At 52.9% G+C, this 15,765-nt stretch carries 15 protein-coding genes; 3 read left to right on the forward strand and 12 right to left on the reverse strand.

The annotated features are described in order from the left end of the window. Positions 1–5: 5 nt before the first annotated feature. Positions 6–1,178: a beta-ketoacyl synthase gene (locus HY879_07900; GenBank protein MBI5603264.1), complete on the reverse strand. Its 1,173-nt coding sequence runs from the start codon at positions 1,176–1,178 to the stop codon at positions 6–8. Positions 1,179–1,180: 2 nt separating this feature from the next. Continuing rightward, positions 1,181–1,768, reverse strand: a complete 588-nt coding sequence (locus HY879_07905) for a glycerol-3-phosphate acyltransferase (protein MBI5603265.1) — start codon at positions 1,766–1,768, stop codon at positions 1,181–1,183. 304 nt (positions 1,769–2,072) lie between these two features. Here HY879_07905 and HY879_07910 point away from each other — a divergent pair, with 304 nt between their 5' ends. Both HY879_07910 and HY879_07915 read left to right on the forward strand, forming a co-directional pair. After that, positions 2,073–2,663 carry a PadR family transcriptional regulator gene (locus tag HY879_07910; protein MBI5603266.1) on the forward strand — a complete coding sequence of 197 codons (591 nt, stop codon included), beginning with the start codon at positions 2,073–2,075 and terminating at the stop codon, positions 2,661–2,663. 56 nt (positions 2,664–2,719) lie between these two features. Beyond that, positions 2,720–3,805 (forward strand): 4Fe-4S binding protein, encoded by a 1,086-nt coding sequence (locus tag HY879_07915; GenBank protein ID MBI5603267.1) that lies wholly within the window; start codon positions 2,720–2,722, stop codon positions 3,803–3,805. A gap of 13 nt (positions 3,806–3,818) precedes the next feature. Here the strand turns inward: HY879_07915 and HY879_07920 are convergent, their stop codons facing one another. Next, positions 3,819–5,684, reverse strand: coding sequence for a HAMP domain-containing protein (locus HY879_07920; protein ID MBI5603268.1), 1,866 nt, complete (start codon positions 5,682–5,684; stop codon positions 3,819–3,821). A gap of 5 nt (positions 5,685–5,689) precedes the next feature. Then, complete coding sequence (locus tag HY879_07925; GenBank protein MBI5603269.1) at positions 5,690–6,370, reverse strand: response regulator; 681 nt, start codon at positions 6,368–6,370, stop codon at positions 5,690–5,692. Positions 6,371–6,742: 372 nt separating this feature from the next. Between HY879_07925 and HY879_07930 the strand changes: the two genes are divergently transcribed. Then, positions 6,743–8,068 (forward strand): phospholipase, encoded by a 1,326-nt coding sequence (locus tag HY879_07930; protein MBI5603270.1) that lies wholly within the window; start codon positions 6,743–6,745, stop codon positions 8,066–8,068. Positions 8,069–8,257: 189 nt separating this feature from the next. On the opposite strand, the gene HY879_07935 is transcribed toward HY879_07930, so the two are convergent. The 8 genes from HY879_07935 to HY879_07970 all read right to left on the reverse strand — a co-directional run. Continuing rightward, positions 8,258–9,418, reverse strand: a complete 1,161-nt coding sequence (locus HY879_07935; protein MBI5603271.1) for an iron-containing alcohol dehydrogenase — start codon at positions 9,416–9,418, stop codon at positions 8,258–8,260. A 4-nt stretch (positions 9,419–9,422) separates the two neighbouring features. After that, entirely contained in the window at positions 9,423–10,400 is a 978-nt protein-coding gene (locus HY879_07940) for a hydroxyacid dehydrogenase (protein ID MBI5603272.1), read from the reverse strand. A gap of 21 nt (positions 10,401–10,421) precedes the next feature. Continuing rightward, positions 10,422–11,297: a 4-hydroxy-tetrahydrodipicolinate synthase gene (gene dapA, locus HY879_07945; protein ID MBI5603273.1), complete on the reverse strand. Its 876-nt coding sequence runs from the start codon at positions 11,295–11,297 to the stop codon at positions 10,422–10,424. A gap of 25 nt (positions 11,298–11,322) precedes the next feature. Beyond that, positions 11,323–12,834: a tripartite tricarboxylate transporter permease gene (locus tag HY879_07950; GenBank protein MBI5603274.1), complete on the reverse strand. Its 1,512-nt coding sequence runs from the start codon at positions 12,832–12,834 to the stop codon at positions 11,323–11,325. Positions 12,835–12,853: 19 nt separating this feature from the next. Continuing rightward, a complete protein-coding gene (locus HY879_07955) occupies positions 12,854–13,312 on the reverse strand; it encodes a tripartite tricarboxylate transporter TctB family protein (GenBank protein MBI5603275.1) in 459 nt (152 codons plus the stop codon). Positions 13,313–13,366: 54 nt separating this feature from the next. After that, complete coding sequence (locus tag HY879_07960; GenBank protein ID MBI5603276.1) at positions 13,367–14,329, reverse strand: tripartite tricarboxylate transporter substrate binding protein; 963 nt, start codon at positions 14,327–14,329, stop codon at positions 13,367–13,369. After that, the gene (gene pdxA / locus HY879_07965) at positions 14,326–15,336 is read right to left on the reverse strand and encodes a 4-hydroxythreonine-4-phosphate dehydrogenase PdxA (protein ID MBI5603277.1); all 1,011 of its coding nucleotides are present in this window, start codon (positions 15,334–15,336) and stop codon (positions 14,326–14,328) included. Before pdxA ends, HY879_07960 begins: the two co-directional genes overlap by 4 nt. A gap of 164 nt (positions 15,337–15,500) precedes the next feature. Further along, positions 15,501–15,765 (reverse strand): four-carbon acid sugar kinase family protein (locus tag HY879_07970; GenBank protein MBI5603278.1); only part of this gene is annotated, 265 nt, incomplete at its 5' end.

The raw sequence follows: 15,765 nt of genomic DNA on the forward strand, positions 1-15,765 counted from the left end.
TTAAATCACATCTTTTTGAAAACGATCGCCCCATTGCAGCCCCCGAAACCTGAGGCTGTTTTTAGACAACACCCCACTTCTTTGGTCCCATGATCGGTCAGGACATTGAGTCTTTGGGAAGTCCCGGGGGTCTCAAACCCAGCCGACCGGAAGAGTTCGTTTTTCCGCAGGGACTCAATGGCCAGGGCCGATTCGATGACCCCGGCTGCTCCGAGGGTATGTCCGAAATAACCCTTGAAACTGTTGACGGGCACCGATTCCAGGCCTGACCGTGAAAAGGCCCTGGCTTCCATCTCATCATTGTACTCGGTGGCTGTTCCGTGGGCGGAAAGGTAATCGATGTCCGAAGGGGTCAGGGCCGCTTCGTTTAAGGCCCCGCGGATGGCCAGCACAAGCCCTTCGCCGGTGCGGGAAGGCCCGGAAATGTGATGGGCGTCGTTGCTGGAAGCCCCCCCGGCCACGATGATTTTCTCGGACAAACCATCGGCAGAAGGGTCCCGGCTCAGCGCTACCGTGGCGCAGCCTTCACCGAGAGACAGCCCATCCCGGGAGAGATCAAAAGGCTTGCAAGGCTTGGGGCTGAGGGCTCGAAAGGACTGAAAACCGGAGACCACGAATTCCGTTACCAGGTCGCCTCCGGTGACAATGACATGGTCAAACCGACCGGCCTGGATAAGCCGCGAACCGGTGATAAGGGCCAGCACACCGGAGATGCAGGCATTCGAAACCACCAGGGGTTTGTTCGGATTGCCGAAGAAAGTCCGAAGGACCTCGGCTAATTTCCATAGATAAAGGCGTTCCGGACCGATTTCCGGATAGCGGTTCTTCTCCAGGAGATCGATGTTGCCCTTGGTTGTCGACAGAACCAGGAGGGTTCGGGAATCCCTTATGTTTATTCCGGAGTCTTTCAAGGCCTCTGAAATCGATAAAATGTGCATCTTTTCCAGACGGGTGAAGGGACCCGGATGAAGACCGAGGCGATCCCGGTCAAGAGATACCTGGAAACGTTGCGCGAGTTGCCGGGTATCGATAAGAGACAGGGGAACGGAAAGGGATCCGGGATTCCCGCAAGAATGGATGCGGACCCCGGTTTGTCCGGCCTTTATGCGCCGACAGTGCCCGGAAGTGGAAAAGCCAAGTGATGAGATGATATTGGTGTTTCCTACGAAAATATCCATTTTCAAGGGAGTTTTTTTTTGTTCATTTTTATTCGATAAGCCACAAGATTAGGTTTGTGGGCTTTAAGGATTAAGGCCATGGTTAAACCTGTACCGATCATCACAGGCCAGGCCCAGGAGAAATGGATCATGGTTCCCAATCCCAAAACCGCGATCATAAAAAAAGACCCGATAAAGGGCTGACGAAAAAGTCCATAGGCTAAGAGCCAAGCCAAACAAGAAACTCCGGCCAAAACAGGAGAGATGAAGATAGTAAATCCAAGAAAGCTGGCAACCCCCTTACCGCCTCGGAACCCGTGAAACAAGGGCTTTTGGTTCCCAGCCACGAGGACAAATCCTAAGAGGGGGACTAATGGACCAGGCAAAAACCAAACCCCGATTTGAGCGATGGTTCCGGCACGTCCCATATCCAGTACGAGGATCACCAGACCCCAAAATTTGCCGACCTGCCGGGAGACGTTGGTGGTCCCGGCGTTGCCGCTGTACTGGTCCCTGGGATCGCCTTTTCCAAGTAACTTAAACAGTATAATGGAAAAATTAATTGAAGCGGCCAGATAGGTGGCTACGCTCAACAATATCACGTTTCTCATTCGTCTATTAATCCGGAGGACCTGTGGGTTTCAGTGTTTAGCAGGTTACCGCTCTGTCCCGGCCGGGCAGGAGTTCTTCTCCGGGGTCTTCAGGTTTCTCGAGGCCACGTCTTCTCCACTGCCTTGCGCAGGCTCCATTTCAGCAGGATGTCGCCATAGGTAATACAACGAAATAGATAAAAAGGGAAGACCAAATTGAGCAGGTCGGGGGGAATTGAAATTCGCTTGACAAGTTAATTTGGACTGGGTTATATATTAACTAACGTATATATGAACTAATTCATATATTATGGGAGAATTAAACATGTCGCTGCCTCATGCCCTTTTGGGGCTGATCCGGTATCAACCGGCCACCGGTTATGATTTGAAAAATACTTTCGGGAAGTCCATCCATTTTTTCTGGAATGCGGCTCTGCCCCATATTTACCGCACCCTTAAACAGATGGAAGGTCAGGGGTGGATTACCTCGACCGTTGAACACCAGGATGGGAAACCGAGCCGGAAGGTCTACCAGGTGACCAAGGTTGGAGAAAAAGAACTCCTCCGCTGGCTGGCCGAACCTACGGAAATGCCGGAACCACGCCAGCAGTTGCTGGTCAAGGTCTTCTTCGGAAACCAGATGCCGCCGGACCAATTCAAAAATCATCTAAGGGAATGGCGCGCTCACCATCTGGGGTTAATCAAAAAATATGAGGAGGAAGTCCTGCCGACCATCCAACATTGTTCGACCGTGCCCGGCTCTTCCGACGAAGCGTATTATTGGGGATTGACCCTTGATTTCGGCAGGCGCCAGGCCCGGATGGTCGTCGACTGGTGCGACCGGGCCTTGAAAGATCTGGAGAAGGTCAAGGGAAAGAAAAGGAAAAAATTGGTTAGACAGGATTTACAGGAATAAATAATCCAAAATATCCTGTTGATCCTGTCAAAAAAAAATATTAAAGGAGAAAAATCATGGAAAAAGAAGCCTATTTGAAATTGGCCCGAGTCCTGGATACCTTGCCAAATGGATTCCCGGCAACGGAAAACGGCGTGGAACTCAAGTTACTCCAGAAAATTTTTACCCCGGAACAAGCCGACCTTTTCTGCGATATGAGACTTTCCTTTGAAACGGCCGAACAGGTGGCCCAGAGGACCGGCCGCCCCCTGGAAGGCCTGGAAGAAAAGTTGAGAGAAATGGGCCGGGCCGGGCAGCTTTTCGCCATAGACTTCGGCGGCACCTGGGTCTTCAAGATGATGCCTTGGGTCTTTGGGATTTATGAATTTCAAAATCCGCGGCTTGATAAGGAGTTCGCCGAACTCAATGAGGCCTTCGGGCCGGTCTATGGGAAGCAATTCTTTTCCAAGACGCCCCAATTGATGCAGGTCCTGCCCATTGAAAAAGAGATCGTCGTGCAGCAGGAGGCCTTACCCTATGAGAGGGTTTCCAGTCTTATCGAACAGAATCAATCCTTTTGGGTCAACGACTGCATCTGCAAGAAAGAGCAAGGGCTGTTAGGCCATCCCTGCGACCGGCCCATGCAGGTCTGCCTGGCCCTGGCTCCGATACCCGGGATCTTCGATAAGATGCCTTCTGGAAAGGTGCTTACCCGTGATGAAGCCTATGCCTTATTGAAGGAAACGGAAGAAAAAGGACTGGTGCACCTGACGGCCAATCAGCAGGGGGGGCATATCTATATCTGTAACTGCTGCGGCTGCTGCTGCGGGGTCTTGGGGGCCATCAACCGGTTGGGCATTCCGGCCTCGAAGGTCATTAATTCCCATTACTATGCCGAGATTGATGCGGAAAAATGTCTCAGTTGCGGGGTCTGCGCCGATGAACGCTGCCAGGTGAAGGCCATCGAAGAAGGGGAAGAAGCTTACCTGATCGATCCAGAAAGATGCATCGGTTGCGGTCTTTGCATCAGCACCTGCTCCGGCGAAGCCATTTCCCTGGTTCATAAAGATCCGGATCGGATCACGATTCCTCCGGTCAGTGAAGAGGCCTGGTTTGAGGAACGGGGTCGGACACGGGGAGTGGATTTTTCGGCTTATAAATGAAAGGAGAAAATTCTTATTTAAAGGGAAGCGTGATGGTGACCGTAGTGCCTTGATTTAAGACACTTTGAATCCCTACCGTCCCTTTATGGGATTCGACGATGTGTTTGACTATGGAAAGACCCAGACCGGTTCCCCCTAATTCCCGGGACCGGGCCTTGTCTACCCGGTAAAATCTTTCAAAGATGCGGGAGAGGTGTTCCCTGGGAATGCCGATACCGGTGTCTTCGATAGAAATTTTGATTGCAGATTGCGGAGTGCGGAATTCTTCTTGTATCGTTGGTCTGGATAGGTCAGTTTTCCCTGATTCCGAAATCCGAAATCCGAAATCCGAAATGATTTCCGCCGTCAATCGCACCTGTCCGCCCGGCGGGGTATATTTAACAGCGTTATCCAAAACATTAAACAGGGCTTGTAAAACCCGGTCTTTTTCCCAAAAGGCCGTCAGGTTCTCGGGGATGGCGTCGATTTCTTTCGAGAAATTGATCTTTTTTTCTTTGGCTTGGTCCATGATCATCTGACCGGCGGCTTCCAGAACCTCTTTGACCGGGACTTGTTCCAGGGTAATCTTCGATTTTTCCTGAACATCCAGCTTGGCCAAATCCAATAAATCGGATACCAGAAAATTCATCCGTTTGACATTCTTTTGCATGATGGATAAAAAACGTTTGATTTCAGGAGGATCCGGAGGGACCAGCGAAAGGAGTGTTTCAACATACCCATTGATAGAGGTCAATGGGGTCCGGAGTTCATGGGAGGCATTGGCAACAAAATCTTGACGCACCTTTAAAAGGTATTGGAGTTCGGTCGTATCATGGAATATGGCTACGGCCCGGGGATGCCGATAGTTCAACGTCAAGGGAACCACCTGAACTTCGAAATGCCGTGGAAGGTTTCGGCCAAAGGTCAGTTGCAATCTTTTAAAAGGGTTGCCTTTTAGAACAGTTTCCACAGAGTCCTGCAATTCACTGTTCATAAATACTTCCTGGACGGTGCGCTTCTTCCAGGAGATCTTTTCTCCCAGCACCAACGCCAGGAAGGGGTTCATTAAAATAATACGTCCCTTTTCATCGGTTATCATGACGCCTTCCTGCATGTTCGAAAGCAGGGTCTTTAACTGGCCGGTTTCCGTATCCAATAACTCCATTTTTTCGATCAGTTCATTGGCCATGCGTTCCAGGGAGGCGGTCAAATCACTGAATTCATTTTTTGGAAGGAGATGGAAGGGCTGCTTGAGATCCCCTCCGGCCATTCTTTTTACCATGTCGGTAATTTCCCGCAGAGGACGGTTGATTCCCCAGGTTAAAAAGAAGCTGAGCAGGATCGCCAGCAACCCGGTCAATCCTCCGACCAGAGCGAGTTTCCAGCGCAAATCATCTATTAAGCCATCGAGCTGACTCAAAGGCAGGGCTAAGCGCACATACCCCAATAACCGGTCTTTTTGGAAAATGGGTATGGCCCCGTATAAGGTATTGGCCTGCATGGTGGTGCTGAAACGGATACTTCGACCAAATCCTTTGGTTTTGGCCTCCAGGATTTCCGGACGGTAAGAATGGTCATCGACCTTGTCGATGACTTCCGGGCTCAGACCTGAATCGCCCAAGACGCGCCCATCTGTTGAAATGATAGTGACTCTTCTCTGGAGGCTAAGGCTGACCTGATTGGCCAGGGCCTGGATTTTGGATAGGCTGTATGGACCGGTAGTCATATGGTCCGAAATCCTAAAAGCGGCCAATTTAAGCTCCCGTTTTAATTCTTCCTCCTTCTGGACCATCATGAAATGTTTAAGATTGGCTCCCAGGTAGATGGTGCTGGGAATAACCACCACGGCAATGACTAAGATAAAGGCCGACAATATTTTCAGGTACCAGCGGAAGCTCATATTCCTCAGACCTTGAAACGGTATCCGACGCCCCGGACGGTTTCGATTAGATTTTGATAAGACTCCAATTTTTTGCGAATTCTACGGATATGGGTGTCAATAGTCCGCGAATAACCTTCAAAGGAATATCCCCAAACTCTATCCAACAGGATTTCCCGGGTTTGGACCCTTCCCCGATTACGCATCAAATGGGCCAGCAGCCGAAATTCCGTGGCGGTCAAATCCAGGAATTTTTCTTCCAGTTTGACGGTATGCCCTTCCTGATCCAGGATCAGGGAATCGGCCTTCAGGAAAGAAGGGGCCCCTTGTTTCTCCCGACGGTCCAATAGTTTCTGGATACGCAGGACAATTTCCCGGAGGCTGAAAGGCTTGACCACATAGTCGTCAGCGCCCAATTCCAGGCCCACGACCCGATCCATCTCGTCTCCTTTGGCCGTAACCATCATAATGGGAATATGTTGCAGGTCGGGGTTCCGTTTCAACTGGCGACAGACCTCCAATCCATTCAGCCCCGGAAGGAGAAGGTCCAAAAGGATCAGATCCGGCGTGTTTTTTTTGGCCAGGAGTATGGCCTGATCTCCATCCTCAGCCTGAAAGGTTTGATAACCGGCCTTTTCCAGGTTGAAATGGAGGAGTTCCCTGATATCCGGTTCGTCTTCCACAATAAGAATTTTGGGCTTGGCCATTCTGGGAATCATTTTATAATGTGTTCTTTCTTATGTCTATGATTAAATGACATTTTATTTAAACCTTTTTTTGTTACGGGATGGTAACGAGATTGTTTTAATTCGGTTACCGGACCCTGGAAGGAAATTCTAACCCTAGATTTTTGAAATTCCTATCAATGAGGGTCTTGTTTTTCCTCCCATTGTATGTAATACCTTTAATCAGCGGATAGAATTTTAAAAAGTCCGGGAGATCCCAATTGCGTCATTCCCGTGAAAACTTGTCCTGGCCTGGATTTCCGCCTGCGCGGGAATGACGGTTTTAGGAGGTTGACATTTGTGCCTTTCCCAAGTCCGTCAACGATGACCATACCTTATTAACAGGAGAAGCCGATGCGTTATAAAATTCCTTTCAGGATCTTGTGGATTACAATGGCCCTTCTGGCGGTTCTGCCGATTTCCGCCCAGGCCTGGTCCAATCATGCCTATCTGACCTATCCAGCCATGGGGGAAAACCGGGAATATCTGGCAGAAGTGTCCGCCGAGCCCCTGGATGCGTTTTTATTAAAAGAGAAGGATAAAATCGGAGAACTATTGAAAGCGGAAGAAACCTGGGCCCTTTCAAATATCCCGGCCTATCCGGCTACCCCGGCGTCGCTGAATTTCCTTACCAGCCAGGAAACCAACCTCCGGATCCGGTTTCTGAAGGCCCTGCGGCTGAATCCCAACATGGAACTCCCTCTGTTCGTCATGCTCTTGCCGGGCAGTCCGGCCCCCCAAAAAGAACCGTTACCCTGGTCGGCCCTAAGCATTTTAAAGAAAGATTCCAAGAATCTCACCTTCATCCCGCTCCGGCCTGGAGAAAAAATCAGCGCCCTTCAGGTACTTTCATCGGCTTCCGACGAGCCGGATTATGGATTGGATATCGGTCTCTTCGCAGATAACGATACCCTGTTCGGCAAGGAATACGGATACGGCAAACAAGCTTTCGGCAACCCCAAGCTCGTCTATGGATCACAAGCCCCTTTCCACATGGGATTTTATCAGGAATCCGGGCTGGTTTTCGCGGCCGCACCGAGCCTTAAAAAAACATTTCCGGAACAAAGAACGCATCTGTTCCGTTCCCTGGCCAAACTCGCCTTTCAAACCGGCCATCCCTATTGGGGATACCGGTTTGCCGGTTGGGGGTTGCATTATTTGCAGGACATGACCATGCCCTACCACACCACCATTATGCCCGGTCGAAGCACCGCGACCATGCTCTTTATTGCCTTAGTGGATCTGGTCGGCATCCATGGACCGAAAACAGCGGCCGTCAGCGAGGTGTCCAGAGCCCATATCCTGATCGAAAAACTCCTCAACCAGGAGTTTGGGGGGGCTTTTCAGGAACATAATGAGGGTTTTGTAATGCTCAAGGCCCTGCGGGATACTTCCACTGATGCAACTTTTCCGGCTTTTTTTGACCATTTTCCAAGTCAGGTGGCTGCCAAAGAATCGCATGACGCCGCGTCGGCCTTGTCAACGGCTTTGAAGGCTATTGTGCAAAATCAGGAACTCTACCTGGATATAGAGAATATCAGCGCGGGAGAAGATTTTGACTATCGGAAAATGATCGCCGGTGCCTCGGAAACAGCTATCCGGACCTATAGCCGAATTATCGAAAAACAGATGCGTTCGGCCGGTGCCTTTTCGCGGATCTATATGGGGTCTTTGAAATAATAGAGCGGGGATCGGGGGTCAGGAGCACGAAGCATAAAAATAGGTTCGAAGCACAAGGTAAAAGGTTCAAGGTTTTTTATGCTTGAAACTTGCATCTTGAAACTTTTTTTTCTTATTAACTCCACATGCCTCCTCCCTGATCCCCGATCCCAGACCCCTGATCCCTGCCCACCGACCCCCGACCCCTGCTCACATCAGCCGTCGATAAATGGCCCGCATGTCGGATTTGGTCATGGGTCTGGGGTTGTTGTCCAACAGCCGGGTTACCCTGGAGGCCGATTCCACCAGCTCCTCCAGATCGGCTTCCGTGACGCCCCAGTCGGTAATACCGGCGGGGATGTTCAGGTCTGCATTCAGCGCATAGAGGTTTTCGATCATCCTTTCGGCGGCCTGCCGCGAGGCTAACCCGGAAACCGGAAGCCCCATGGCGAGGGCAAGGTCTTTGAATCGATCTTCGGTGGCGTCCAGGTTGAATTTCATGACATGGGGCAGCAAGACGGCGTTGGACAGGCCATGAGGAATCCGGTATCGGCCACCCAGGGGATAGGCCAGGGCGTGAACGGCCGTGGTCCCGGATGTGGCGATGCACAGCCCCCCGAACAGGGCGCCAAGCAGCATCTCCTCGCGGGCCTCGATGTCCTGGCCGTTTTTGTAAGCCCGGCGCAAGCCCTTGGAAATGAGGCTGACGGTTTTCAAGGCAAAGGTGTCGCTGAAGGGGTTGGCCTTTTTCGAGATGTAGCATTCGATGGCATGGGCCAGGGCATCCATGCCGGTAGCGGCGGTAATGGCCGGCGGGAGTTTGACGGTCAGCAGCGGATCGAGGATGACAACCTCCGGAACCAGTTTGCTGCTCACGATGCCGACCTTCACCTGCTCCTCCGGGACCAGAACGATGGCGTTCTGGGTCACTTCGGAACCTGTTCCGGCAGTAGTGGGCACCATCAACGTGGGGAGACCCTGGCGGGTGATCTCCGCCCCGCCTATCAACTGTTCCAGCGAGAGGTCATTAGTCAGCAGGACCGAGACCAGCTTGGCCACGTCCATGACACTGCCGCCGCCGATGCCGATGATCATCTGACCGCCCTGTTCCTGCGCCTCCCGGAATATGGCCTTGACCTGATCGACAGCCGGTTCCGGAGGCGTCTGGTGGATGATCTCCACGCCATATCCGGCGGATTCCAGGATCTCTTTTGGTTTTTCGATCAACCCGGCATCCCAGACCCCCTGATCGGTGATCATCAGGATCTTTCGAGCCCCGTAACTGGCGGGTATCTCGTGAACCCTGGAAAGACTGCCCGGACCGGCGATGATCCGGCGGACATTCAGAAGGGAATAGATGGGAGAGGACATCCGATCACCGGTCTTTCCATTTGGGATGATTGTAGACTTCCTTATTGGCTACCTGGGGCCACTTTTGGCCGTCCAGGACGGCCAGCACCCCTTCGGCCGCCATGACGGACACCCCTCCGGCTGCCTCCCGGGTAAGCCCGGCCATGTGGGGGGTGACGATCACGTTGTCTAATCCGGCCCAGGGATTGCCGGCCTGGAGCGGTTCGGAGGCGAAGACATCCAGTCCGGCTCCGTGTATCCGGCACCCCTGGAGGGCTTCCACCAGGGCCGTTTCATCGATGACGCCACCCCGGGCGCAGTTAATCAGGACGGCCGATGGTTTCATCAGGCCCAATTCCTTCCGGCCGATCATGTTCCGGGTTTTATCGGTCAGGGGAACGTGCAGGGAGATGACATCGGCGCTCTGCAGGAGAGGCTCCAGGTCCTTGGCATGTCCATACCTCTGCCGCTCAAGGGTTTCGGCCGGGATGAACGGGTCATAAACCAGCACCCTCATCCCCAGGGCCGAACAGAGTTTGGCCAGTTCCTGTCCGATATGGCCGCAGCCGACCAGTCCGAGGATCTTCCCCGATACTTCAAAGGCCTTATAGCTGTTGCGCACCTGGAAGTCGCCGCTTTTGGTTTTCCGGTCGCTGTTCTGCAGGTCCTTGGATAGGGCCAGGATGAGGGTCAGTGCGTGTTCGGCCACGGAGCGCGTATTGGCCCCGGGGGCGATGACTACCGGAATGCCCAGTTCAGTGGCCGCCGTCAGGTCGACGTCATCCACCCCGACGCCTGGACGTCCGATGACCTTGAGATTTTTGGCTGCCTCCATCGTCTCTCTGTCGATGGATCCGATGCGAAGGATCAGCCCGTCGGCGTCAATCAGTTCGGGAAGCATTTCCTGCGGATTGCCTGTGTCGGTGATCCTGACAGCAACCTTGCCCTCGAGGATCTTCATGCCGGCTTCATAAAGCCGATGGGATAACACCACCTTTTTCATGTCTCAATTTCCCATTTTCGGTTATTTATAAAACGCAAACGCCTTTTGCAACTCTTCGTCTATATCCCGGCTTATGCCTTTGACCGGTTCCCGGGCCGGCCCGACCGGATAACCCAGGAGATTCATGGCCCTTTTGATGACGGAATTGGGATTCCCGAGTTTCATCACATCGCGAAGGGGCCGGAGTCTGGCTTGCAGTTGATTGGCTTCGGCGATTTTTCCGGCTTCCCATAATCGGTAAATCCCCAGGGCGATTTCCGGAAAGACATTGGCCGTTCCGGCGATGGCCCCGCTGCCTCCGGCCAGCAGGGTCCAGAGGATGAGGGAATCGTTTCCGGCCAGAACGGATAACCTTCGATCCGTATCTTCAATGTATCTCAGGGTATTGTCAAAATTCCCGCTGCTGTCCTTGACGCCAACGATGTTGGGATATTGGGCCAGCCGGCGGACTGTTTTATAGTCGATGTTGTTTCCCGTCCTGGCCGGCAGGTTATACAGAACGATGGGCAGATCGACCGATTCGGCGACCTGGCTGTAATGCCGATAAATATCTTCCTGAGATATGGCCACAAAATAGGGAGAGACAATCGATAAGGCATCCACTCCCAGTTCCTTGGCCCGGCCTGACAGAAAGATGGTCTCCCGGGTGCTGATGCCTCCCGTACCGGCATATACGGGGACCCTTCCACTGGTTTCCTCCACCACGATCCTGATGACTTCCAATTTCTCTTCCGTGGTTAAGGCATATCCCTCACCGTTGGTTCCCAGCGCAAAGATCCCGTTTATGCCGCAGGTTATTTGCCGGTTGACCTGAATGCGCAACTCCTTTTCATTGATGTTCTCATCTTCTGTCATGGCCGTAACGATAGGGGTGATGATGCCTTGTGGTTTGAACATGTTTTTTCCCTCCTAGTAGCTCAACTCAACATTCTTTCAATCCCACCCCCGGCCGCTCCTTGCCAAAAAACTTTAAGGCCACTGGAGAAACCAGGAGTGCAAACGCGATCAGCAGAAAAGCGGCGGCAATGGGCCGGCTCAAAAAAATCAAGGGACTCCCGCCGGAAATGATCAGGGACTGACGTAAAGCATCCTCAAACATGGGGCCTAAGACAAAGGCCAGGACAAGCGGGGCCGGTTCATAATCGTACTTTTTCATCAGGTACCCCAAGATCCCGAAAAAGATCATGATATAAACATCCTGAATATTGTTGCCCACCGTGTAAGCCCCGATGAGACAGAAGAGGACAATGAAGGGGAAGAGCAGGGAATAGGGGATCTTGAGCAGGCGGACCCAAAGACCGATCAGGGGCAGATTCAAGATAAGCAGCATGAAATTCCCAACGTACATACTCCCCACCACCCCCCAGAATATCCGGGGATGCTCGATCAACAATCTCGGTCCCGGGGTGACCCCATGGATCATCAGTGCACTTATCAAGATGGCCAGGACCACATTGCAGGGTATGCCCATGGTCAGCATGGGAATGAAAGCCCCCTGGGCGCCTGAGTTGTTCGCCGACTCCGGTCCGGCCACCCCGCGGATATCTCCCTGGCCGAAGGTCTCGGGGTGCCTGGCCAGCTTCTTTTCCATGGCGTAGGAAATAAATGCGGGAATCATTCCGCCGCCTCCCGGGATTATGCCCAAAAAGAATCCCATGATAGACCCCCGGGTAATCGGTCCGGTAGAGTCCTTCCAGTCCTTCTTAGTCGGCAAAAGGTCGCGCAACTTGGTCTGAAAGACATCCCCGCCGCCCTCCGGAGAGGCTAAATTCAATAAGACCTCGGATATACCGAATAATCCCATGACGATCGGGACCATATCAAACCCCCCGGCCATGGTGGGTATTCCCAGGGTAAATCTTTCCCTGCCGGTGACGATGTCGGTGCCGATGAAGCTGATCAACAAGCCCACGACGGCCATCATCAAGGCCTTGGCCATGGATCCGCTGGAGAGGTAGGTGACCATGATCAATCCCATAAAAACCAGGCCGACGAACTCGGGGGGACCGAATTTCAGGGCTATCCCGGCCAGAGGCGGGGCCAGCAGCATGATCATGATGGTGGCAAAGGTTCCGGCGAGGAAGGAGCCAAAAGCAGCGATTCCCAGGGCCGGTCCGGCCCTCCCTTTTTTAGCCATCTGATAGCCGTCGAGACAGGTTACGACGGAGGCCGCCTCACCGGGGACATTGAGCAGTATGGAGGTCGTGGATCCGCCATACATGGTTCCGTAATAGAGACCGCCCAACATGATGATGGCTGACTCGGGGGGGAGCTTGAAGGTCAGGGGAAGCAGCAGAGAGATGGAGGCCGCCGGTCCCAACCCCGGAAGGACACCGACGAAAGTGCCTATGAGACAACCCACAAAGCATAGAAATATATTGGTAGGTTCCAGGGCTACTTGAAAAGCCAGGTAGACATGGGAAAAAAAATCCATTCCATCCTCCTTGGACCGCTCAGAATCCAAGCGGCCCTGTAGGTAATTGCACTTCCAACAGTACCACAAAGAGCAGGTAAGACACGACGGCCGTCAGGAGAGCCACCAGGGCGGTGATCCACCATCCCTTGGGTTCTATAAGCCGGGCCATTAAAAACATGAAGAGGAAGGTGGTGATCAGGTATCCCAAATAATTCAGGGCGACCCCGAAGGCCAGCAGGGCCACCAGGGCAAACACTAATTTCCTGAAGCTGCCGCTTTCCGGAAAGAAATCGCTGCCATTTTCCTTTTCTTTTTGAACCAACGCGGGAATCAGGACGAAAAGGGCAATAAAGATCAAGGCCATGCCTGATAAAAAGGGAAGGAATCCCGGTCCCGGCACGCCTTTTCTCATCAGGCCCTGGTGTAAGGCACCGCCCACAAACAGGCATCCCAGGGCCATCCAGACGATACTGCTGACCACGTCCCGATTCTTCATGCCTCCTCCTGTTGAGACCGGCTTTTTCTCCGCCTGGAAGCTAAAAGCCAAGATCTATTTGTTGATTTCCGCCAATTTCGGCCCGAATTCCTTATCGAATTTCAGCACAAAGGCCTTCACCTGTTCGGGCGATCGATAGTCCACGGTGTAGAGGAATTCATCCTGGGCGATCTTGATGAAGGCCGGATCTTTTGTGGCCTTTTCGATCATCCTGGTGATTGTTTTGACCAGGGCGGGGGGCATATTGGGAGGTCCCCAGACACCGCGGATAATCGTATACATTTCCCCGCCCTTTAGTCCCAGTTCCTTGAAGGTGGGAACGTCCGTGAGGGCCTTCATCCTTTTATCCGTGGAAACCGCCAGCCCCCTGGATTTTCCGGCCCGGATCATGGCGATGGCTTCCGGCGGTTGACAGAGCCGAAAATCAACGTGTCCTCCGAGCATGGCGATTTTGGATTTGCCGCCTCCGGCAAAGGGTACATACCGTACATTGATGCCCGTTTGTTCGGTGATTTCCTTAAAGACGATATCCAACGGCGATCCGACCCCGGGGTTCCCGCAGGACAATTTGCCGGGATTCTCCTTGGCCGCCTTCACCAGGTCTCCCCAGGTTTTAAAGGGCGATTCGGCCCGGACCTCGACAAAGGCCAGGGGTTCGGAGGTGACATTGCCGATGGGCGTCATCTGTTCCCAGACCTTGGTATCGTAGGTCTTGGCGTAGTACCGGGAGATCCAGGCTTCATTGGAAAAGAGCAGGGTGTATCCGTCCGGTTTGGCCTTCAACAGCTCCATAGTGCCCACCTTGGTTGATCCGGCGGGGATGTTTTCAATCAGCATTCTCTGACCCAGTTCTTTTTCAATGGCTGGCTGGAAAGCCCGGCACAGGACGTCACTTCCTCCCCCCGCACTCCAGGGGATGATCATGCGGATCGGTCTTTGCGGAAAATCCGCGGCCGTCCCGATAGTACACCAGGCAAAAAGAATTAGAAATCCGAAAATAAAAAATTTAGTTCTCATCGTTCTTGCTCCTTTCGGGTTGAAAAAAGGTATTTCGAATTTTTCTTAGAACGGGCCATGGTGGCCGCCGTTCGTATGGCCTCCGTCATGCTTCGGTGGTCCGCCGTGCCTTTCCCGGCCAGATCGAAGGCCGTGCCATGGTCCACTGAAGTGCGGATGAAGGGCAACCCCACGGTCACATTCACACCGTCCTCAAAGCCTTGCAGCTTAAGCGGAATATGCCCCTGATCATGATACATGACCACTACTAGGTCGAAGTCGTGCTTCAGGGCCGTCCGGTAAAAGACGGTATCCGGTGAAACGGGGCCTGTAACCCGGAGGCCCAAGGCCTGTGCCTCCGAGACCGCGGGAATAATTTCCTCGACTTCTTCCCTACCGAAAAGGCCTCCTTCTCCGGCATGTGGGTTTAGGCCGGCCACGGCAATTCGGGGTGAGGCCATTCCAAAATGCCGCAAGGCTTCGTCGGCCAGTTTAATGACCTGAATAATCCTCTCTTTTTTGACCAGGTCACAGGCCTGGCGAAGGGAAACATGGGTGGAGACATGGATGACTTTGAGGGATTTTGAAATCAGCATCATGGCGTAATTCTTGGTTCCGGAAAGGGAGCTGAGGATCTCGGTATGTCCGGGGAAAGGGCTGCCCCCGGCCGCCAGGGCCTCTTTGTTGATGGGGGCGGTAGCCATGGCCGAAAGTTCTTCTTTCAGGGCCAGTTGGACGGCCTTCTCGATGTACTCATAAGCCGCTTTCCCGGCCCGCCCGTCAACCTTGGCAAAAGGCAGGTCAGCTGATAAGTTTTTTAGGTCCAGAATATCCAGTGTTCCATAAACAAAATGGGCCTCATGGACCTGTTCGATTCCCCTTATCGTCACCGGGGCCTTTTCAATCAAGACCGCTCTTTCCATGATGCCCCGGTCGCCGATGATCAGGGGTTGGCAGATTTCATAAATCTTTTTATCCATCAGGGCCTTGACGATAATCTCGGGACCGATCCCGGCCCCGTCACCCATGGTGATTCCGATGACTGGTTTGTAAATGGCTCCACGTTTCATGGTCTGTTTCATTCCTTAATACGAAAATAGCTCAAAGCTCAAAGCAAACAAAAAAACAATTAAAATCAACGACAGGTAAAATCCTTTTTCATGCTTGTGATGCCCGCACCGGGTGTGAGGGTTTAAAACCGTTTCAGATAATCCACGGCTTGGCACAATGCATCTTCCGCACCGAAAGCGCCGGCCTTGGTGACCACTTTCAATCCATCACACAGGCCGCCTTTCAGCATTCCCAGGGGAATGCCAGGGGCCACTTCTTCGATGACCTTGATCCCGGTGGCCGAAAGGAGCCGGCAACTGCTCAGGGCGATATCTCCGCCTGTTAAAACCAAGCCGCCCAGCGTGACTTCCATGGCCATCTGTTGGCCTAAGAGGCCCAAAGCCCCG

Source organism: Deltaproteobacteria bacterium (assembly GCA_016219225.1).
In the GTDB taxonomy this organism is placed as follows: domain Bacteria; phylum Desulfobacterota; class RBG-13-43-22; order RBG-13-43-22; family RBG-13-43-22; genus RBG-13-43-22.